We start from the raw sequence: 18,616 nt of genomic DNA, 5'->3' as shown, positions 1-18,616 counted from the left end.
GTGGAACGATGACCAACCCGAATCCCGTCATCCCGCCGGCCGAGCAGCAGACCTCGGTACCCGCGGCGGATCTGATCAACTCGGCCACGGCCGGCGTGATCGTCGAGCGGACCGCGCAGGTCAGGAACGGCTCCCACGCCAAGGGGCGCAAGTTCGCCCGCATGATGGCGGAGATGGTGACCGCCAAGCAGGTCGGCGTCGCCAGCGTCTTCCTGTACGAGGAGACGTTCGGGACAAAGGACCGGCTGCACTGGCTGATCCACCTCAGCTCGCTGCACGCGTACGAGCAGATGGTGCACATGGGCACCTCCGACGGCGAGTACCGCGACAACACCGCCGACAGCGGCTGGGACGAGATCTTCGTGGACGGCAGCATGACCGAGACCGTCCTGCTGCCGCAGTTCTGGGGCATGTACGGCACCGCGGTCGACGGCGAGCGCGAGAAGCAGTCCACGGTCTACCTCCAGGAGGGCGAGATCACCGGGCTGCCCGGCGCCCGCGAGCAGGTGCCGCAGCCCTACGAGCAGCTCGTGCACTCGGGCAACTGCGGCCTGCTGCTGCACCGGACCGCCCAGCTCGACTACGACTTCCGGTCCGAGGGGCGCACGTTCGCCCGCGAGGCCGCCGAGTCCATCAACGAGAACCTGCCCGGCGAGGCGACCGTCTTCGTCTACGAGGAGGCCTTCGGCGCGGCCGACCGCATCCACTGGCTGATCCACATGAAGTCGCTGAGCACCTACTACAAGGTCCTGGCGCTGCACGTGAAGGACGAGAAGGTGCGGGACCTGTACTTCCAGCAGCGCATCGCGCCCGAGCGCGGCGGCGGCACCTGGGCCAGGATGTTCGTGCCCGGCAGCATGACCGACACCGGCCTCACCCCGCACCACTGGGGGATGTACGCGACATGAGCGGCCGCTGCCTGCACGAGATCTTCGCCGAGCGTGCCGCGAAGGCCCCCGACCGGATCGCCGTGACCTGCGGCACCGAGGAGATCACCTACGCGGACCTGGACGACCGGGCCGACCGGCTGGCCTGCCTCCTCCAGGCCGCGGGCACCGGCCCCGGCGTGCTGGTGGGGCTGTGCGCGGACCGCGGCATCGACCTGGTGGCGGGGCTGCTCGCGATACTCAAGGCGGGCGGCGCGTACGTGCCGATCGACCCCGGCTACCCGGCCGGGCGGATCGCGTACCTGCTGGAGGACAGCGGGGTGCGCACGGTGGTCACCACGTCCGGCGTGGCCGCCCGGCTCGGCGGCGTCCTGCCCGGCGAGGTCGTGCTCGCCGACGCCGAGCCGCCGCAGGGCCGTCCCGCGGCCACGGCCGGCGACGAGGACCTGGCCTACGTCATCTACACCTCGGGCTCGACCGGCGCGCCCAAGGGGGTGCTGGTCGAGCACCGCAACGTCGTGCGCCTGCTGGAGCGCACCGAGCAGTGGTTCGGCTTCACCGACGACGACGTCTGGACGCTCTTCCACTCCGTCAGCTTCGACTTCTCGGTGTGGGAGCTGTGGGGCGCGCTGCTGTACGGCGGCCGGCTGGTGATCGTCCCGGCCGAGGTGGCCAGGTCGCCCGAGTCGCTGCGGCGGCTGCTGCTGGACGAGGGCGTCACCGTGCTGAACCAGACGCCCTCCGCGTTCCGGCACCTGGTGGCCGCCGACGCCCGGCAGGAGCGGCCTTCGCCGTACCGGCTGCGCCGGGTCGTCTTCGGCGGCGAGCGGCTGGACGTCGACCTGCTCGCCCCGTGGATCGACCGCTACGGCGACGACCGCCCGCACCTCGTCAACATGTACGGCATCACCGAGACCACCGTCCACGTCACCTACCGCCGCGTCCGCGCGGCCGACCTCGACCACCCGGAGCTGAGCCCGATCGGCGTGCCCATCCCGGACCTGCGCCTCGACGTGCTCGACGAGCACGGACGCCCGGCCACCACCGGCAACCTGCACGTCTCCGGCCCCGGGCTCGCCCGCGGCTACCTCGACCGGCCCGAGCTGACCGCCGAGCGCTTCAGGGCCCTGCCGGACGGCGGGCGCCGCTACGACTCGGGCGACGTCGTCACCCGGCTGCCCGGCGGCGAGTACGCCTACCTCGGGCGGTCCGACGACCAGATCAAGGTCCGCGGGTTCCGCCTGGAGCCCAGGGAGATCGAGCTGTGCCTCCTGGGTCATCCGCGGGTCGCCCACGCGGTGGTGGCCCACCGCGACTACGGAGAGGGCGACGTCCGGCTGCTGGCCTTCGTCGTCCCCGACGGCGAGGCGGGGCCGGACCTGATCGAGCAGCTCACCGAGCGGGCCGCGAGCCGGCTGCCGGCGCACGCCCGCCCGTCCACCTACCACATCGTGTCGGAGATCCCCATGACGCCGCAGGGAAAGGCGGACCGCGCCGCTCTGGCCAGGTCCGCGCAGGCATCGTCGGCCGCCAAGGTCGTGCAGCGCATCGCCGAGGACGTGCTCGAACGCGACGAGGTGCCACCACAGGTGGACCTGTTCGACCTGGGCGCCACCTCGCTGGCGATGACCCGCATCATCGCCCAGGTGAACGAGCGCTTCGGGCTGGAGCTGACGGGACGCGAGCTGGAGGAGGAGGCGTCGGTCGCCGCCCTGGCCTCCTGCGTCGAGGAACGACTGACCGTGAGGGGATAGACCATGCACGAGACCACACTCCGGGGCGAGCACTCGATGACCCCCGAGGAGCTGAAGACCTTCCACACCCAGGGCTACTTCGGCCCGTTCAAGGTCTACGAGATCGACGAGATGCGCCAGAACTGGCGGCGCGAGCGCATGCGTCTCATGGACCGCAGCAACGCCGTCTACCGCGACGACGCCGCCTCGGGCAACACCAACATCTCCAACTATGACCGCCACCTGGACTCGCCCTTCCTGGCCGACCACATCAGCCGGCCGCAGATCGTGGACCGCGTGGTCAGCGTGCTCGGCCCGGACGTGCTCTGCTGGCGCACCGAGTTCTTCCCCAAGTACCCCGGCGACGAGGGCACCGACTGGCACCAGGCCGACACCTTCGCCAACGCCTCCGGCAAGCCGCAGATCGTCTGGCCGCAGGCGGAGGAGTTCGGCGGCACGATCACCGTCTGGACCGCCTTCACCGAGGCGAACGAGGACACCGGGTGCCTGCAGTTCATCCCCGGCACCCACGAGACGATGTTCTACGACGAGACCAAGCGCATGCACTACGACCCCAACAAGATCAACCAGGAGGACAAGGACGGCGTCCGGCGCGGCTTCTTCGGCTACGACTACCGCGACCTGCAGATCGACCCCGACTGGAAGCCCGACGAGTCGCAGGCCGTCTCCATGGTGATGCGGCCGGGGGAGGCCATCCTGTTCTGGTCGACGCTCATGCACGCCTCGCTGCCGCACAAGGGCCTGACCGACGAGATGCGCCTGGGCTTCGCCGCGCGGTACGTCCCGACCAAGGTCGACGTCTACCCCGACACCGACGAGATCGAGGAGTACGGCGGCCGGGTCAGCCTGGACCGGTACGGCGCCGTCCTGGTCACCGGCCGGAACACCAACCCGGGCAACCGGATCGCCACGGCGACCACCACCGGCCACCCCTTCACCACCCGATGAGGCCCCCGGTGGCCTCTCCCCGTCCCTGTCCCCGTCGCGCGGCGACCGCGCGGCCTTCCCCGACCCACGGAATGCGGTGATCATCTCGTGGCCGCCGAACTGAGACGTCTGACCCGGGCCGTGCAGGAGGCGCGCCCGCTGGTGGATGTCCTGCGGCATCCGGTGCGCCTGGCCGGCCCGCCCGGCCTCGCCTCCCTCTTGGGCCGTGTGACCCGACGGCTGGGCGCACCGGAGTTCGCACTGGACGACCACGGCTCGCTCGACACCTTCGAGCGCCTGGTCAGCGACCATCTCGCGCTGCGCGACGGCATGGGCGAGGACCTGCCGCCGGCCGTCGCCGACGAGGTCGTGGACGAGGCGGCGCGGGACGGCTTCGAGGGGCTGTGCGTCCGCGACGAGGTCGCACCGGCGGACGGAGGCCCGCCGCTGCCCGCCTACACGGCCGGCGACCCGGCGGCCCCGGCGGTCGTGATCGTGGCCGCCTGCGGCATGCCGGCCCGCCTGTGCGAGCAGTGGATGCGTTTCCTGTCCCGCACCCATCGCGTGCTGACCTGGGAGACCCGCGCGTTGTTCGGGCAGGCCCCGGCGGCGGACGTCCCCGACGTGGGGGTGACGGCGCAGGCCGGTGACCTGTTCGCGGTCATGGACCATTTCGGCGTCCGCCGCGCTCACGTGATGTGCCTGTGCGGCGGAGCCGTCATCGGCCTGGCCGCCGCGCACCTCGACCCCGGCCGCGTCGAGTCCCTCAGCCTCTGGCACGGCGACTTCGCCGCGGTGAAGGGCGCCGACCGCACCCACCACCAGCAGAACCTGGTGGCGCTCATGGAGATGGCCGCGACCGGCCCCGACCGGGCCGCCGCCATCCATCCCGTGCTCTGCCAGACGATGCTCGCCTCGGTGCCGCCCGACCTGGCGCACCTGGTGGTCTATCCGTACGCGACGCCCGAGCTGCTGCACCGCTACTGCCGCCTGAACGGCGAGATCATGACGACGGACGTGAGCCCCTGGCTGGGCGCGATCGACCAGCCCGTCCTGGTGGTCTCCAGCCATGACGACGAGACCGCCCACCCCGCGGGGTCGAAGGCGGTGGCGGCCGCGCTGCCGGACGCCGTCCTGCATCTCCGGGCGCACGGCGATCACATCTCGCTGTTCAAGGGTGACCCGGAGTTGATGGATATGGCGCGCGACTTTATTGATTCCGCGATGGCCCGATAAAGACCGAAATCCGCCTCCAGGCAATTCTCCGGACATGTCAGAGAATTGTGGTACGCCTTGTTAATCAGTCGATTGATGGGTAGAGGCAACGGCGACGTGAAATAAAGCCGAGGGGCGGAAAAATGAAGTCATCCGACGTCGCGCGACTTAGATCCGGACTGCGCTCCCTCGTCTCGCAGGAAACGTCCGGCGGTTGCTCGATCCGGGTGCCGAGACGCGCCAACATCTACAACTGCGGTCAGCGCGACAGCAACATCTACGTGATCGAGAGCGGCCAGATCAAGACCCAGATGTACGCCCGCTGCGGCAAGGAGTGTCTGCTGTCGATCTTCACCGCCGGCGACATCTTCGGCGAGTCCTCCCTGCTCGGGGCCGATCGCAGCGAGACGGCCACCGCCATGCGGACCACCTGGGTCCGCCGCATCCCGGCCGCCCGCTTCCGCGCCGCCATGGCCGAGAACGAGCTCATGGACGGGTTCATCGACTATCTCGCGTTACGACTGCGAGAACAGCAGGAAGTGATCGCGACAATGGTCACGATGGACAGCGAGCAGCGCCTCGCCTCCGTTCTTCTGCGCTTATCCAGAAAGATCGGTAAGCACCGTGCCCCGAATGTGCGGGCCATCGAGGAGCGCATCACCCAGGAAGAACTGTCCGGCATGGTCGGCACCACCCGGTCGCGCGTCGGATTCTTTCTCAAACGCTTCAAGGACGCCGGCCTGGTCCTGCCGACCTCGGACCCGTTCCTGGTCGTGAACGAGGAACGCCTGGCCGAATACGTCGACGAGGTCGGCTGACGGGTCCGCCCCCGGCCCGGCGGTGACAAGCCGGGCCGGGGGGCCGCTCAGCAGGCGATCAGCTCGAACGGCACCGCCGGACGGCCGCCGAACCGCTGACCGGCGGCGTTCACGAACCCCTCCAGCGGCACCCGCGCCCCACCCGGCGGCACCCCGAGCGCCGACAGGTACGCCGCGTGCGCCTCGACCGAGGCCAGCGCCGCGTCCAGGTACCCGGTCACGTCCACGGCGTGCGTCGGCCGGACGGAACCGGCGATCGCCACGTACTTGACGCCGTCCCACGGTTCGGCGCCGGCGTCGGGCAGGATCCAGCGGTTGCCCGCGTCGAGGACCGCGTCCAGCACGGCCCGTCCGGTGACGCGGTGGTCGGGGCTGTTCCACTTGCCGGTGAAGGTGAGGTCGTGGTGGTTGAACGTGATCACCAGCTCGGGCCGGTGCCTGCGCAGCGCCGCCACCAGATCGTGCCGGAGCCGGGGGGAACGTTCGATCGCGCCGTCCGGATGGTCGAGGAACTCCACCGACGAGACGCCGACGATGGCGGCGCTCGCGTGCTGCTCCTCCTCCCGCACCTTCCGCGCCTGCTCCGGAGGCATCGAGTCGATGCCCGCCTCGCCGCGGGTGAGCAGGAGGTAGCCGACCTGCTTGCCGGCCCCGGTCCAGGCGGCCACGGCGCCGGCGCTGCCGAACTCCATGTCGTCGGGGTGGGCCACGACGGCCAGGGCTCTGGTCCAGTCATCGGGCATGGGCTGTAAGTCGTCCGTCATGCCCTTCCCCCTGACATGCACGGAGATCGCTAAACCTCCGGCGACGACTGAGATCCAGGCCTCCGGGCGGCGGGCCTGGTCGCAGGTCGGCGGGGACGGCCGCCCGGGCTGGGTCAGCCGGTAGACCTGCGCTTGCGGTAGGCGCGTTGTTGGCAGGCCCGCGAGCAGTAGACGCGGGGGCGGCCCGAGGGGGCGGTTTCCAGTGGTGTGCCGCACTCGGGACACTTTTCGTCACGGCTTTCGTCACGCTCTCGGATCAGAACCTCGACGCCGTCCAGGAGGCGGCGCAGGCCGAACGTGAAGGAGTCCTCCGGGTCGTCCCAGCCGCCCGTCTCCCACAGGCGCGAGAGGGCGGGATAGCGGTCGAGGCGTTCGTACAGGGAGTCGCGGGCGCCCCACCACTCCTGCTCGGACACGCCGCTGCGGCGTTCCTCGCGCCGGGTCTCGGCCAGGAGCAGCGCCTCGGCGTCCACGAACCGGCCGAGCAGGCCGACCACCGCGACCACCTCGGACGGCCGCAGCGCGGTGCCGGTCAGCGCGCCGAGCATGTGGTCGTAGTGGGCGACCGCGTTCGGGCCCGGCAGGTGGCGGGAGCCGCGCACCTCGGCCAGCCACGGGTGGCGGATGCGGAGCTCCCACGCCCGCCGGGCCGCCTCCTCCAGCCGCCCCCGCCAGCCACCGTCGGCGTCCGGGACGGCGTCCGGGGCGAATTCTGGGCCGGAGTCCGGGGCGGCGTCGAGGGCTTCGCCCAGCACCTCGTCGCGCATCAGGTCCACGAGCTGGTCGCGGCCGGGGACGTGGCGGTAGAGGGACATGGTCGTGAAGCCCAGCCGGTCGGCGACCTTGCGCATCGACAACCCTTCCAGGCCCTCGGCGTCGGCCAGCTCGACCGCGGCCCGCACGATCCGGCCCAGGCTGAGGCCGGGCCGCGGCTCCCGTTCCGCGTCCCGCCACAGCAGCTCGACCCCGTGGTCCGGGTCCCCCGCCGCACCTCGCGCCATTGGCACCTCCCTCGTTTATGGTGTATTACTCCGTGTACGCCATAAACAGCAAAGGGGAAACCTGTGTTCCACTTCCATGTCGCACCCGGCGGGGACGACTCCTGGCCCGGCTCCCTCGAACGCCCCTTCGCCACCCTTGAACGCGCCCGCGAGGCCGCCAGGGAGTCCGGCGGGGAGTCCGTCGTCCACCTCAGGGGTGGCGTCCACGTGCTGAGCGAGCCGCTGGAGCTCACCGACGCCGACTCGGGCACCGTCTACCAGGCGTACGGCCACGGCACCCCCGACCAGGAGGACGCCGTGCTGAGCGGCGGCCGGACGATCACCGGCTGGCAGGTGAGCGACGGCGTCTGGCTGGCCGACGTCGGCGACCTGGAGACCCGCCAGCTCTACGTGGACGGCCGCCGCGCCGCCCGGGCCGCGATCGAGGAGCTGCCCGGTTCGTCCCCGGCCGCGACCGCCACCGGCTACGTCACCGACAGCGCCGCGCCGCTGGCCTGGACCAGCCCGCGCGACGTGGAGTTCGTCCACCGCGGCGTGTACCCGTGGACCGAGGGCCGCCTGCCCGTCGCGGACGTCGCCCAGGACGGCGACCGGACCGTGATCACCATGGCGGCGCCCGCCTTCGGGTGGGCCGCCGAGCTGTACAACTCCACTTGGGAGGGCACCACCTCCGCCGGGCCCGGCCTGCCCACCAGGATCGAGAACGACCCGAGCTTCCTGCGCGAGCCGGGCACGTTCGTGCTCGACCGCTCCCGGCCGGGCCACCACGTGCTGCGCTACCTGCCCCTTCCCGGCGAGGACCCGGAGCGTACGCGAGTGGTCGCCCCGGAGCTGGAGACCCTGGTGCGCGGGTCCGGCGCGCGGCGGGTGACCTTCCGCGGGCTGACGTTCGCCGAGGCGACCTGGTTGCGCCCGAGCCGTCCCGAGGGCTTCGTGCACTATCACGGCAGCGGCTTCTACGAGGGCGGCGGCGTCGGCGTGGCGGAGCTGGGCGAGGGGGCGTCCGTGACGTATCCCACGGCTTCCGTGACGATTCCCGCCTGCGTCACGTTCGAGGACTGCTCGGACGTGGTGATCGAGGGGTGCCGGTTCACCAGGCTGGGGGCGTTCGGGCTGGGGGTGTCCGGCGGCGAGGGGCAGGTCGTGCGCGGCTGCGACTTCGACACGCTCTCGGCGGGGGCCGTCGTGGTGACGGGCAGCCGGGGCACGGTGATCGAGGACAACCTGGTGCGCGGCGTCGGGCTCGAATATCCGGGTTCACCGGGCATCGCGGTGATGGGGACGTCCGGCTGCGTCGTCGCGCACAACGAGGTCAGGGACGTGCCGCACTGCGGCATCACCGCCGGGCCCGGCGAGGGCACCCGGATCGTCCGCAACCGGACCGCCGACACCATGCAGGTGCTGGCCGACGGTGGCGGCGTGTACGTGTCGGGGCCGCAGGGCGCTTCCCATGACGACGGGGCGCTGGTGCTGGGCAACGTCATCGAGGACACCCGCACGCCGTACAACTTCGGGCTCTACACCGACTACGGCGCCTCCTGGGTGCGGGTGGAGGAGAACGTCGTCGCGCGCGCCGACAACACGGCGGTGCTGCACGTGGGCCCGCCGCTGGAGAACGTCGTCTACCGGGGCAACTTCTGGGACGCCGACCCGCTCGGCCACGACGCCCCGCCGCCCGGGGTCACGTACGAGGAGAACCGCACCATCAAGGACGAGCAGGAACTGAACGCCGCGACCACCGCCATCCGCGCCCAGGCGGGCCCGCGCCGCGCCCTCTGACGAACGGACGCCCGAGCCGGGATCAGCCGTCCCGGCCGGGCCGGTCGCGGTAACCTTCTACTCCAGGTAGAAGGCGCGAGGAGGCGAGGGTGCAGCTCGGCAACCTCGAACGTTCGATCATGGAAGCCCTGTGGCGGCATCCTGAGGGCATGTTCGCCCACGACCTCGCGGCCGGCCTGCCCTCCGGTCCCGCCGTCACGACGGTGCTGACCGTGCTGATGCGCCTGGCGAACAAGGGCATGGTGGCCCGCGAGCGCGTCGGGCGGGCCCATCTCTACAAGGCGACCGCGGGCAAGGACGCCTTCGTCGCCGAGGCCATGCGCGCGGCGCTGGAGGAGGCCGGCGACGTGGTGGCGGCGGTGCAACGGTTCGTCGGCACGGTGACGCCCGAGGTGGCCACGGCGCTGCGCGCGGCGCTGGAAGGACAGGACGGACCGGAATGATGATCGCCTGGTTCGTCGCCGCCGGGGTGGCGCTGCTGCCGGTGACCCTGGGCGGCCGCGTCGCCCGCGCCCTGGCCGGAGCGGCCTGGACACACCGTTGCCCGCGTGCGGCGCTGGCACTGTGGCAGGCCATCGGCCTGGGGGCGGGGCTGGGCGCGGTCGGCCTCGGGCTGGTGGCCGCGGTCGCGCCGCCGGCGGCGGTGTTCCCGCACGGGATGCACACGCTGCTGAAGCAGATCGCCCGCGGGCACGGGCCGGACGGCCTCGGGCCCATGCACCTGCTGGCCCTGGCCTGGTCGGCGGGCCTGCTGGGGTGGCTGGCCGTCCACACGGCGCGCGTCACGGCCAAGACCGTCCGCGAGCGTCGGCGGCAGCGGCTGCTGGTCGACGTCGTGGCCGATCACCATCCGGCCTACGACGCCTACGTGCTGCCGGTGGCCGGGCATGCGGCCTACTGCGTGCCGGGCAGGCGCCGGCGCATCGTGCTGAGCCAGGGCACCGTCGACGCGCTGACGCCGGTGGAGCTGGAGGCCGTCCTGCGGCACGAGCAGGCGCACGCCCGCGGCCGTCACCACCTGGCCCTGCTGCCATTCGTGGCGTTGTCGCACGCGTTCTCGTGGCTGCCCGCCGCGCGGACGGCGCGCCAGGCGGTGGCCGTCCTGCTGGAGATGATCGCCGACGATCACGCCTGCCGGGCGCACGGCGAGCTGCCGCTGGCGCGGGCCCTGGTACGCATGGCGGGCGGCGGCGCGGAACCGTGGCCCCGGATCGTCGTGACCGGTGGGCCGAGGTTCAGGTGTGAGGGGACCACGGGCGGCGTCCCGGGTCACGCCGGTCGGCGGCGCCTGCCCGGTCGGCGTAGCGCAGCAGGTGCTGGGCGGAGGCTTCCAGGTCGGCGGCGGCCGTGACGCAGGATGTCAGGTGAGCGGTCACGGCCGCGCGCAGCCAGGGCGGCGTCCCGTCGCCGGCCTTCAGCCCCGCCTCGATCGTGCGCAGGCGCTCGGCGCAGGCGGTGAGGGCACGGGCGTCGGCACGCAGGACTTCGGCGTGGGCGATGATCGCGGCGATCCGGGCGGACATGGCTCCTCCGTCAGCCAGGCGGCACCGGGACGGCGGCGTCCCGGAGCGTCCGGCGGGTGGTGGCCGACAGGCACAGCAGCGGGCGGGCGCCGTCGAGGGCCAGCTCGCGGAGCCGTCCGGCCAGTGGATGGTCCGAGCCGGGCTCGACGGTCAGCCGCAGGGACGGCGCCACGTGCAGCCGGGCCCGCCCGCGGGCACGTACGCAGGACCGCAGGACGTCACCGGCCGTGCCGGAGTAACCGACCAGGCCGGGGTCGCGTACGGACAGCCCCGGGCCGAGCCGTCCGCGCAGGGTGAGGACCTGCGCGGCGGCGAGATGGGCGGTCCGGGCACCGAGCCGAAGCTCCAGGGGCGTCAGGTACGTCTCGCCGCCCCAGAGCCGCGGGCCGAACGCGTGCACGGCCGGGGAGTCGACCATGGAACCGACGAGAAGGCTTCCCGAGCGCCGGTGTCCGGCCTCCCGCAGCAGGTCAAGCCCGCCGGGCCAGCCGAGACCCCGCCGAGTCAGGCCGGGCGGCCCGGACCGCGCGGAAGCGCGGAACCCCCCAGGGCGGGCGTGGAACGGGCCGGGGACGACCACGCCGACCTGCATCTCCGCGTAACCCCCCGCGCTGGTCCGCCGGTTCCACGCGGCGTGCACGGCGACCAGCGCGCGGCCCCCCACCTGGACGGCGGGGCCCAGCCCCGTCCCCTCCAGCAGGCCGGCCGCCGCCACCGGGCTCACGGCGAAGTACGCCGTGAGGGCGTCGCCGTCGTGACACCTGACAGGCAGGCCGGCGGTGCCCCCAGGACCGTCCACGGCGTGGGCGGGCACGGCCGGGAAGGGGAACTCCGCCGGGTCGGGCGGCCGGTCGAACAGCAGGTACGCCTGGGAACGCACGACCCGTCCACGGAACGGCGCGAGCCGCTCCTCGATGAGGTCGCGGGCCTCGGGCAGGTCGTCGGCGATGTTGGCGAGGTAGCGCTCGATGCTGTGGCATTGCGGGAACAGGTGGGTGGAATCGCAGTAGTCCACCACGTACCAGTCGGGGTGCAGGTCGAAGCAGGTGCCGGCGCCCTGCCCGTCGAGGGTGGGGATGATGTCGTGCTGGTTGGTGATGCTGGCCACCCAGGTACGCGGGTCGGCTGGCCGTTTGAAGTCGACGGGCGAGCCGACGGCGACGGCGTGCGTGACCGTGTGCCGGGCGCAGAAGGCCGGGTCCTGCGCCAGGTTCATGATCGCCGCGCCGCCCGCGCTGTGCCCGACGAGCGCCAGTTCGGCGCCCGGCGGCGGCCCGTAGTCGGCGACGGCCAGGGCCAGGGCGCGGCTGTAGGGGCTGGCGGCCAGGACGGCGCTGCTGAACGCGCCGAGCAGGTCCTGGGGCGACTCGCCGTCGGGACGTCCGATGCGCATGCCCGGCGCGTGGAGGACGTGACGGATCACGCCGTCGGGGCCTTCGACGCTCTGGATGAGGGCCCGCCCGGTGGTGCCGATCGTGCTGATGTTGGCCAGGAAGCCGAGCAGCGACCCGCGGGTGCACAGCCGGGCGGACTCGGCCGCGGTCAGCTCGGCCCGGCGCGCGGCGCCCTCCCCGACGTCGAGAACGGCGATCGCCCTGTTGCTCAGGCCGATGACCGGATCGGCGGTGGCGAAGCCCCTTCCCGTCGCGATGAGCCAGGCGGTGGCGTCGTTGAGCGGGTTCTCGTCCAGCAGCGCGCGCAGCGCGAGGACCTCGCCGAAGACCGGCGCGAGCTGGCTGAGCGCGCGCACCGCGCCACGGTCCTTGAACAGCGCGCGCAGGGCCCGGACGGCCTCCAGGTCGCGGTCGGCGGCGGCCGCGTCGATGAGCCGGGCGAGCATGGGGTCCCCGGTCAGCTCCGGATGGGTGACCGCCACGGCCGCCACGCGCAGCCGCAGCGACGTGGCCAGCACCCGTACGGCCAGGCTCTCGGCCCCCAGCATGGCGCCGGCCTTGGCGGCCGCGGTGGCCACCCGGCCGCCGGCGAAGGAGTAGCCGAGGCCCTGGCGGTTCGTCGTGGCCCGGAGCAGCGCGCGGTAGGCGGGCCGGGCCGCCCCGGGAGCGCGCGGCAGGGCGCGCAGCAGCGCGTCGTCGGTGAGCGCGGCCGTGGCGTGCGCCGCCGCGTCCTGGATCGTGACCGCGACGTCCACCAGCTCGCGGGCCAGGTCGCGCAGTGGCCCGGCGGCCGGATCGTCCCGCTCGGTCATGGCCGGGGCCGCCGCGACATGCCGACCTGGCGGGGGGCCGGGTCCTCCGGCGTGTTGCGGCGCAGGACGTCCGACAGCGTGCGGGTGGCCGCGATGATCCGCAGGCCCTGCGGGGAGAACGTGGCGGCGTTGAAGATGCGCGGGGCCAGCAGCGGGTTGGTGAGCGCCTGGGAGAACGCGTCGATGGCGATGATCTTGGTCAGCAGCGGCGGCAGGATCGCCTCGGGGGAGCCGGGTTCCTCGGCGAACAGCCCGACGTACAGGTCGACGTCGTCGACGTCGCGGTAGAGCTCGCGCAGCGCGCCGCTGACCCGCCGGTCGCCGGTGATCTGCTCGAACGTGGGCACGGCGGGGAACCGGCAGTGCTCCCGGTAGCCGTTGTACGGCGCCAGTCCGAGCGCCCGCGAGTCGGCGATGCTGGCCACGTCGATCTCGCGCAGCACGGGGTCGGTGTTGAACAGGCCGATGCGGCCGGCGCGCTGGCGGGAGGCGTCCTCGAACAGCCGTCCAAGGCCGGGCTCGGGGATCAGGTCGCCGGCGAAGAAGGTCTCGGCCATCGGCAGCTCGCGCCCGCCCACCGACAGGCGGGACGGGACCAGGCTGTGCCAGCGGTAGACGAGGTTGAACTCCACCGAGGCCCAGTTCTGCCGGTGCCAGGCCGCGTGGTCGAGGCGCGCCGGCAGCCACGGGTCGAGGGTGAACCGGAAGTGGTAGGGGGTGATGTGGTTGATGTACTCCTCGACGACGAGCTTGATCAGCAGCACGATGAGGATGTTGCGGGCCGTCTGGAACAGCCGCTCGTCGTCCCAGCGCGGATTCTCCCGGGCCAGCAGCCGCGCCACCCTGTTGTGCTCGCGCAGGAACAGCACCGTGAGCATGGTGAAGCCGACCTGGCCGTTGCCCCGGTCGCTGCCGGTGGCGAACAGCGTGTCGCGCCGCGCGTCGGACAGGTGGTCGAAGCGGACGACCCTCAGCGGGGCGAACTCGGGCTTGATCTTGCCGTTCTCGCACAGGTAGGGCGGGAACTCGCCGCGGTTGAGGATCTGGCTCTTGAGCAGCCCGCCGTCGAACGCGCGCAGCGCGGCGGTCGCCGCCTCGTCGAGTCCGTACACCTGGTTGAGGTCGATGTGGTGGTTGGAGCTGTTCTTGCGCGGATCGCGTGGGACGTTGGTGTCGCCGCGCAGGAAACCGTCGGTGAACCACTGGGCGAAGTACGCGAACAGCACCGTGGAACGCGGGCAGGGGATCATCGACTCGCCGCGGGTGAACAGGTCGGCGGCCCTTTCGGCGCCGGGCAGCCTCCCTTCGGCGACGGCGACCGGGGGCAGGTGCCGGCCGCTGTAGGTGCGGTCGGTCAGGGAGGCCCACGAGGTGTAGTCGGCCATGGTGCTCAGCGGCTCGGGGCGCGGCGGCATCTCGCGGATCGCGTGGTCGATCAGCGAGGCGTTGATCCGGCGGCGGACCGGGCGGCTGCTCTGCAGCAGGTCCCAGATCGGCCGGCCGCTGGTCAGGGCCAGGAACCTGAGCCGGTTGGACAGGCCGTCCGTGGCGATGCTGCGTGCTCGGGGCGCCATCGTCAGCCGTCCTTGCGTTCGGGGCCGAAGCCGAGGGTGAAGGCGTCGGGGAAGATGCCGAGCGTGCGCTCGACGCGGCCCGCCGGCGGCGGGAGCAGCCGCACCCCGGGACGCAGCAGCAGGCGGCGCACGGTCTCGGCGATCACCACGTCGGCCACGTGCACGCCGAGGCAGGCGTGATGACCGGACCCGAAGAACAGCCGATGATGGCCGGGACGGTCGAGGCGGAACTCGCCGGGCTCCGGCACCACGGCGTCGTCGAACATGGCCGAGGCCGGCGCCGCCAGCACGAACGTGCCCGCCGGGATCGTCGTGGCGCGCGGGGTGCCGGCGGCCAGGACGTGGTCGCGCTCGCACAGCCGGGGAAGCAGCTTGAAGAACGGGCTGAACCGCAGCGCCTCCCAGACGTACGGATCGAACCGCCCGGGGTCGGCGGCGACGGCCATGGCCTCGGCGAGCACCCGCGGGCGCAGCAGAAGCTGCTCGACCGCCTCGACCATGGCCCCGGGCGCGCTCTCCACGAAGCCCAGCGGCAGCCCCGCCATGTTGACCACGATGCGGTCGTCGGTCACGGCGGACCCGGCGGGCAGGCAGGTGCGGACGAGGCGGGCGAAGACGTCGTCGGGGAGTTCGCCTCCGGCGCTCAGCGTGGCGCGGTGCTCGGCGAGGCGGTCGCGCACGTGTCCGACCAGCTCGGCGCCCGCCTTGACGGAGGCCGCCTGGAGCTCGGGATCGCCGGCGAAGTTGGCGAAGCCGTCGGCGACGATCGCCCGCGTCCACCGGCCCAGGGTCCGCGGGTCGGGGCCGGGCACGCCGAAGTACCGCGCGCACACGCCGAGGGCGATCGGGCGGAACAGCCCGTGGACCGCTTCCAGGCGTCCGCCGGGCCGGGCGGCGTCGAGCAGGTCGTCGGCGAGGCGGCCGGTCAGCTCGCGCACGTCGGCCGCGTCCTCGGGGGCGAGCAGGAGCCGCATCAGGCCCTTCTCCCGCCAGTTCATCGGCGTGGCGTCCCTGCCGAGCATGAACGGGGCGCCCAGCGCGGCGTCCAGGCGCGGGCCGAAGGCGCGTACGGAGAAGATCCGCTCGTGGGAGAGCACCTCGGCGACGTCGGCGAAGCGGGTCACGACCGTGAAGGCGGGGGTGACGAAGACGGGACGCCGCTCGCGCAACTCGGCGAACAGGCTCCGCCAGTCGGTCCGCATCCACTCCCGGACCAGGCCGAACGCGGATATCGGGTCCCTGGCCAGGGCCTCGTCGTACCTCTCCAGATAGCCGCCCGTCGTCGCCTGATCGACAGCACCCATTCCGCGGACCTTCCACCTGATGTCGGAGCGCACAGGGATGATCACGATGCGCAATCACAATCTAGGGATGCGTCACAGCCTTTCTTCATGCCGGGAGAGTGCATTGTTTGGTGCCTCACAGTAACTACTCCGTCACTGTCAGGACATTGCCGCAGTCCATGGGCCTGGTCATTGAATAAGGAGCCTGATCGCCCCGTGCCGCTCATCGGAGGAAACGTGACGTCACCCATGCCGCAGCCGGGCACGGCGGAGACGGTGACGGTCCCCACCGGCCGCCGCACCGCCTATCTGGTCGTCCTGGTCGTCCTGCCCGTGCTGCTGCTGGCCCTCGCGGTGCCGGCCGCCTGGGGCTGGGGCATCGGCCCCGGCGACCTGGTGATCGCGGTCGTGATGTACCTGGTGAGCATCTTCGGGATCGCCATCGGCTACCACCGCCTGTTCACCCACCGCGCCTTCAAGGCCAACCGGGGGCTGCGGATCGCGCTCATGCTGGCCGGCGGCATGGCCGTCGAGGGCCCTCTCACGCTGTGGGCCGCCGAGCACCGCCGCCACCACAAGTACGCCGACCGCGAGGGCGACCCGCACTCGCCGTGGCGCTACGGCGACAGCGGCCCGGCGCTGCTGCGCGGCATGCTGCACGCCCACATCGGCTGGTTCTACACGGCCCGTCAGCGCTCCAGCCGCCGCCACTGGGTGCCGGACCTGCTGGCCGACCCGGACGTGCGCCGCTTCGACGCCGCCTACCCCTGGGTCGTCCTGCTGTCGTTCGCGCTCCCGGCCGCGGCCGGCGGGCTGTGGTCGATGTCGTGGTCGGGCGCGTGGAGCGGGCTCCTGTGGGGCGGCCTGATCCGGTACGCCGTGGTGCACCACGTCACCTGGTCGGTGAACTCGATCGCGCACACCTTCGGCGACCGCCCGTTCCGCACCCGGGACCGTTCGTCCAACGTGTGGTGGGTGGCGATGCTGACGCTCGGCGAGGGCTGGCACAACTGGCACCACGTGGAGCCCGCCTGCGCCCGGCACGGCGTGCTCAGGGGCCAGCTCGACCCCAGCGCGCGGCTGATCCGCTGGTTCGAGCGGGCGGGCTGGGCCCAAGGCGTGCGCTGGCCGGCCCCCGACCGCCTCACGGCCCGCCGCGCCGAGCACCTCCCCGACTCCTCGCGCTGACCCGGCGGCCGGCGTTCGCGTGTGATACCGCGACGCGGCGTCCCCTTATGGGACGATGGAGCCAGTCAGGTCGCTTCAGCCCTCCTCCCACGAGCACGACGTTGGAGAGGACGGCCATGGAGATCAGGCCGCAGGCGGTCGTCATCCCTAAGGAGACCGGCCACCTGGAACAGGGCAAGTACGGGCCCGTCTTCCCGCGCGGCCCCGCGTGTTACGGCTTCACCATCATCGCCGGCGTCAAGCCCGGCCGGGCCGACGCGATCCGGAGCTACGGCGACACGCTCGCCGAGGCGCTGCGGGACGACCCGACCCTGCTGGCCCCCCTGAAACTGCACTACCTGCGCTGGGTGCTGTTCGACGACGACACCCGCTTCATGTACCAGGGGATCTTCGACACCGACTTCGACAAGTACACCGAGGACGCCATCGCGCTGTTCACCCGGGCGGGGGTGAGCACGGTCTTCGAGAACCTCGAAGGCTTCCCGGAGGACTGGAAGACCAACCCTGAGGCGTTCGTCAGGTTCGTCCGCGCGCATCACTGCCCGAGCTTCATCGAGTACGGCGAGTACCCGTACGTCACCGCCGACGAGATCAAGAAGGCCCTGCGGATCAAGGGCGCTCTGTCGGAGATGCTCGACCAGTTGCAGTGACGGCCTCGCACGGCGCAGGAGATCAGATGAGTGAGTCGAAGACGGCGCGCACCTACAACCAGGACCACGTGCCGCGCCCGTACGCCCCCGGCCGGCGGCGGGTGAGCATCTACGTCGCATGGAGCTACCCGGCCGAAGCGGGCCGGGACGTGACCGTGCTGGACAACCGGTTCTCCACGATGACCGAGGTGCGCCGCGTCCAGTGGCCGGCCTACGAGGACCCGCAGTGGTCGGACCCCATGCGCTTCCAGCAGGGCATCGCGGGCGGGCTGGAACTGTTCTTCTGGGGCTGGCTGCCCTTCCAGCGGTTCGTCCGGGAGGCCACCGGGTACCCGGTGCCCGTGTATCAGCGCGTCGACCAGGCCGGGTTCCACACTCCGCTGGACGAACGGGTGCTGGCCGACACCGACACCCTGTTCGTGTGGGGGCTGGACCACATGATCACGGGACAGGAGGCCACGCCGGCGGAGATCGAGGCGCTGCGCGAGTTCCTCACGCGTGAAGGGACCTGTCTGGCTCTGGGGCCGCATCACGACGTCGGCGCGACCGACGACATGGCGGTGCGTGACCTGGAGTACCACCATCACGGCGACGCGCTCGTGCCCCGCCAGCAGCGCTTCGGCAGGTACACCCGGTCGCTGATGGAAGGGCTGGGCGTGCCGGTGGAGAACCGATACGGCCTGCGTCCCGCGGTGACGGACGCGGGCACGAACGCCCCGCTGACCATCGCCAGGGACCTGGACACCCGGGGGTGGCTGGACGGGGTGTCCCACTTCAACTTCCACATGCACCTTCCCCACTACGCCGTGACCACCGACGACCCGGACGCCGTCCGGGTGCTGGGCCGGCAGCCGGTCGATCTGACCAGGCCGCCGCACCCGTTCGTCGAGGCCGGGAACACCGAGTTCAACATGTTCCTGTGGCTGCCTCCGCGCGGTGACCGGGCCGGGGACGTGATCCTCGCCGACTCCACGATCTTCAGCTCCCTGTTCGGCGTGGACGACAGCCTGCGCGCCTTCTGGAACAACCTCGTCAGAGCCACGTGAG

At 72.2% G+C, this 18,616-nt stretch carries 17 protein-coding genes; 11 read left to right on the top strand and 6 right to left on the bottom strand.

Translation table 11 applies throughout. The features are described 5' to 3' along the window. The first annotated feature begins 8 nt into the window (after window positions 1-8). The 5 genes from ACWCSU_RS29320 to ACWCSU_RS29300 all read left to right on the top strand — a co-directional run bounded on the left by ACWCSU_RS29320 (window position 9) and on the right by ACWCSU_RS29300 (window position 5,601). The gene (locus ACWCSU_RS29320; RefSeq protein WP_357703618.1) at window positions 9-908 is read left to right on the top strand and encodes a DUF6039 family protein; all 900 of its coding nucleotides are present in this window, start codon (window positions 9-11) and stop codon (window positions 906-908) included. Next, window positions 905-2,641 carry an amino acid adenylation domain-containing protein gene (locus ACWCSU_RS29315; RefSeq protein WP_357703615.1) on the top strand — a complete coding sequence of 579 codons (1,737 nt, stop codon included), beginning with the start codon at window positions 905-907 and terminating at the stop codon, window positions 2,639-2,641. The genes ACWCSU_RS29320 and ACWCSU_RS29315 overlap by 4 nt, the downstream gene beginning before the upstream one ends. A gap of 3 nt (window positions 2,642-2,644) precedes the next feature. Continuing rightward, a complete protein-coding gene (locus ACWCSU_RS29310; protein WP_449939228.1) occupies window positions 2,645-3,589 on the top strand; it encodes a chlorinating enzyme in 945 nt (314 codons plus the stop codon). 87 nt (window positions 3,590-3,676) lie between these two features. Beyond that, entirely contained in the window at window positions 3,677-4,804 is a 1,128-nt protein-coding gene (locus ACWCSU_RS29305; protein ID WP_449939225.1) for an alpha/beta fold hydrolase, read from the top strand. 122 nt (window positions 4,805-4,926) lie between these two features. Further along, window positions 4,927-5,601: a Crp/Fnr family transcriptional regulator gene (locus ACWCSU_RS29300; RefSeq protein ID WP_357703608.1), complete on the top strand. Its 675-nt coding sequence runs from the start codon at window positions 4,927-4,929 to the stop codon at window positions 5,599-5,601. A gap of 47 nt (window positions 5,602-5,648) precedes the next feature. On the opposite strand, the gene ACWCSU_RS29295 is transcribed toward ACWCSU_RS29300, so the two are convergent. After that, the gene (locus tag ACWCSU_RS29295) at window positions 5,649-6,365 is read right to left on the bottom strand and encodes a PIG-L deacetylase family protein (protein WP_364093428.1); all 717 of its coding nucleotides are present in this window, start codon (window positions 6,363-6,365) and stop codon (window positions 5,649-5,651) included. Between the two features lie 113 nt (window positions 6,366-6,478). Beyond that, a complete protein-coding gene (locus ACWCSU_RS29290) occupies window positions 6,479-7,366 on the bottom strand; it encodes a TetR/AcrR family transcriptional regulator (protein WP_449939222.1) in 888 nt (295 codons plus the stop codon). Window positions 7,367-7,429: 63 nt separating this feature from the next. Between ACWCSU_RS29290 and ACWCSU_RS29285 the strand changes: the two genes are divergently transcribed. The 3 genes from ACWCSU_RS29285 (at window position 7,430) to ACWCSU_RS29275 (ending at window position 10,496) form a co-directional block, all read left to right on the top strand. Next, the gene (locus ACWCSU_RS29285) at window positions 7,430-9,145 is read left to right on the top strand and encodes a right-handed parallel beta-helix repeat-containing protein (protein ID WP_449939220.1); all 1,716 of its coding nucleotides are present in this window, start codon (window positions 7,430-7,432) and stop codon (window positions 9,143-9,145) included. Window positions 9,146-9,234: 89 nt separating this feature from the next. Continuing rightward, window positions 9,235-9,588, top strand: a complete 354-nt coding sequence (locus tag ACWCSU_RS29280) for a BlaI/MecI/CopY family transcriptional regulator (RefSeq protein WP_449939217.1) — start codon at window positions 9,235-9,237, stop codon at window positions 9,586-9,588. Beyond that, complete coding sequence (locus tag ACWCSU_RS29275) at window positions 9,585-10,496, top strand: M56 family metallopeptidase (RefSeq protein WP_449939215.1); 912 nt, start codon at window positions 9,585-9,587, stop codon at window positions 10,494-10,496. The genes ACWCSU_RS29280 and ACWCSU_RS29275 overlap by 4 nt, the downstream gene beginning before the upstream one ends. On the opposite strand, the gene ACWCSU_RS29270 is transcribed toward ACWCSU_RS29275, so the two are convergent. Genes ACWCSU_RS29270 through ACWCSU_RS29255 form a run of 4 tightly spaced genes read right to left on the bottom strand, consistent with a single transcriptional unit; the run spans window position 10,381 to window position 15,752 of the window. Next, window positions 10,381-10,668, bottom strand: coding sequence for a hypothetical protein (locus ACWCSU_RS29270; protein WP_357703598.1), 288 nt, complete (start codon window positions 10,666-10,668; stop codon window positions 10,381-10,383). The two genes, ACWCSU_RS29275 and ACWCSU_RS29270, sit on opposite strands and share 116 nt — an antisense overlap. A gap of 10 nt (window positions 10,669-10,678) precedes the next feature. After that, window positions 10,679-12,874 carry a hypothetical protein gene (locus ACWCSU_RS29265; RefSeq protein WP_449939211.1) on the bottom strand — a complete coding sequence of 732 codons (2,196 nt, stop codon included), beginning with the start codon at window positions 12,872-12,874 and terminating at the stop codon, window positions 10,679-10,681. Continuing rightward, on the bottom strand, window positions 12,871-14,448 hold the full coding sequence (locus tag ACWCSU_RS29260; RefSeq protein WP_357703592.1) for a peroxidase family protein: 1,578 nt from the start codon (window positions 14,446-14,448) through the stop codon (window positions 12,871-12,873). Before ACWCSU_RS29260 ends, ACWCSU_RS29265 begins: the two co-directional genes overlap by 4 nt. A gap of 2 nt (window positions 14,449-14,450) precedes the next feature. Continuing rightward, complete coding sequence (locus ACWCSU_RS29255; protein WP_449939207.1) at window positions 14,451-15,752, bottom strand: cytochrome P450; 1,302 nt, start codon at window positions 15,750-15,752, stop codon at window positions 14,451-14,453. 216 nt (window positions 15,753-15,968) lie between these two features. Here ACWCSU_RS29255 and ACWCSU_RS29250 point away from each other — a divergent pair, with 216 nt between their 5' ends. The 3 genes from ACWCSU_RS29250 (at window position 15,969) to ACWCSU_RS29240 (ending at window position 18,615) form a co-directional block, all read left to right on the top strand. Beyond that, window positions 15,969-16,919 carry an acyl-CoA desaturase gene (locus ACWCSU_RS29250; RefSeq protein ID WP_449939204.1) on the top strand — a complete coding sequence of 317 codons (951 nt, stop codon included), beginning with the start codon at window positions 15,969-15,971 and terminating at the stop codon, window positions 16,917-16,919. Between the two features lie 116 nt (window positions 16,920-17,035). Then, the gene (locus tag ACWCSU_RS29245) at window positions 17,036-17,569 is read left to right on the top strand and encodes a hypothetical protein (protein WP_364093451.1); all 534 of its coding nucleotides are present in this window, start codon (window positions 17,036-17,038) and stop codon (window positions 17,567-17,569) included. 26 nt (window positions 17,570-17,595) lie between these two features. Next, window positions 17,596-18,615: a hypothetical protein gene (locus tag ACWCSU_RS29240; RefSeq protein ID WP_357703583.1), complete on the top strand. Its 1,020-nt coding sequence runs from the start codon at window positions 17,596-17,598 to the stop codon at window positions 18,613-18,615. Window position 18,616: the final 1 nt, after the last annotated feature.

The sequence above is a fragment of the Nonomuraea sp. NPDC001699 genome, from assembly GCF_053596455.1.
This window is presented reverse-complemented; position numbering and strand designations above follow the sequence as displayed.

Bases quoted from the DNA above. Each gene is read 5' to 3' on its own strand.
- ACWCSU_RS29320 (WP_357703618.1), top strand. From the start codon at position 9: ATGACCAACCCGAATCCCGTCATCCCGCCGGCCGAGCAGCAGACCTCG.
- ACWCSU_RS29315 (WP_357703615.1), top strand. From the start codon at position 905: ATGAGCGGCCGCTGCCTGCACGAGATCTTCGCCGAGCGTGCCGCGAAG.
- ACWCSU_RS29310 (WP_449939228.1), top strand. From the start codon at position 2,645: ATGCACGAGACCACACTCCGGGGCGAGCACTCGATGACCCCCGAGGAG.
- ACWCSU_RS29300 (WP_357703608.1), top strand. From the start codon at position 4,927: ATGAAGTCATCCGACGTCGCGCGACTTAGATCCGGACTGCGCTCCCTC.
- ACWCSU_RS29295 (WP_364093428.1), bottom strand. From the start codon at position 6,365: ATGACGGACGACTTACAGCCCATGCCCGATGACTGGACCAGAGCCCTG.
- ACWCSU_RS29290 (WP_449939222.1), bottom strand. From the start codon at position 7,366: ATGGCGCGAGGTGCGGCGGGGGACCCGGACCACGGGGTCGAGCTGCTG.
- ACWCSU_RS29275 (WP_449939215.1), top strand. From the start codon at position 9,585: ATGATGATCGCCTGGTTCGTCGCCGCCGGGGTGGCGCTGCTGCCGGTG.
- ACWCSU_RS29270 (WP_357703598.1), bottom strand. From the start codon at position 10,668: ATGTCCGCCCGGATCGCCGCGATCATCGCCCACGCCGAAGTCCTGCGT.
- ACWCSU_RS29265 (WP_449939211.1), bottom strand. From the start codon at position 12,874: ATGACCGAGCGGGACGATCCGGCCGCCGGGCCACTGCGCGACCTGGCC.
- ACWCSU_RS29260 (WP_357703592.1), bottom strand. From the start codon at position 14,448: ATGGCGCCCCGAGCACGCAGCATCGCCACGGACGGCCTGTCCAACCGG.
- ACWCSU_RS29255 (WP_449939207.1), bottom strand. From the start codon at position 15,752: ATGGGTGCTGTCGATCAGGCGACGACGGGCGGCTATCTGGAGAGGTAC.
- ACWCSU_RS29245 (WP_364093451.1), top strand. From the start codon at position 17,036: ATGGAGATCAGGCCGCAGGCGGTCGTCATCCCTAAGGAGACCGGCCAC.
- ACWCSU_RS29240 (WP_357703583.1), top strand. From the start codon at position 17,596: ATGAGTGAGTCGAAGACGGCGCGCACCTACAACCAGGACCACGTGCCG.